The organism is Marichromatium sp. AB32 (assembly GCF_003718675.1).
Taxonomy (GTDB): domain Bacteria; phylum Pseudomonadota; class Gammaproteobacteria; order Chromatiales; family Chromatiaceae; genus Marichromatium; species Marichromatium gracile.
This window is the reverse complement of sequence record NZ_RHFJ01000170.1, coordinates 1-255: the sequence shown is the minus strand read 5'-3', so window position 1 is coordinate 255 and position 255 is coordinate 1. Positions and strand designations below refer to the sequence as shown.

The 255-nt window shown below is 71.0% G+C and carries 1 pseudogene; it reads left to right on the top strand.

Features of this window, described 5'->3' with window-relative positions:
• Positions 1 to 32 precede the first annotated feature (32 nt).
• Positions 33 to 255: pseudogene (locus tag EBL85_RS17010) on the top strand (N-acetylglucosamine transferase); the annotation flags it as partial.

The following is a 255-nucleotide window of genomic DNA, read 5'->3' as shown; positions in this document are numbered from 1 at the left end:
CGCCCGCCGGCATGTATCGCCCGAGTGAGGGGATGGGGGCGGTGAACGTGTTGCCGGCGCTGGAGCGGGGATACATCACCTTCGGTACGCTGACCCGCGGGGTGCGTGTCAACCATCGCACCATCCGAGTGTGGTCCGAGATCCTCGAGCGGGTGCCGGGCGCGCGGCTGGTGGTCAACAGCAGGGACTTCTCCACCGAGGCCGAGCAGGAGGCGCTGGCCGAGCGCTTCGCCGCGCACGGGATCGGCGGCGAGC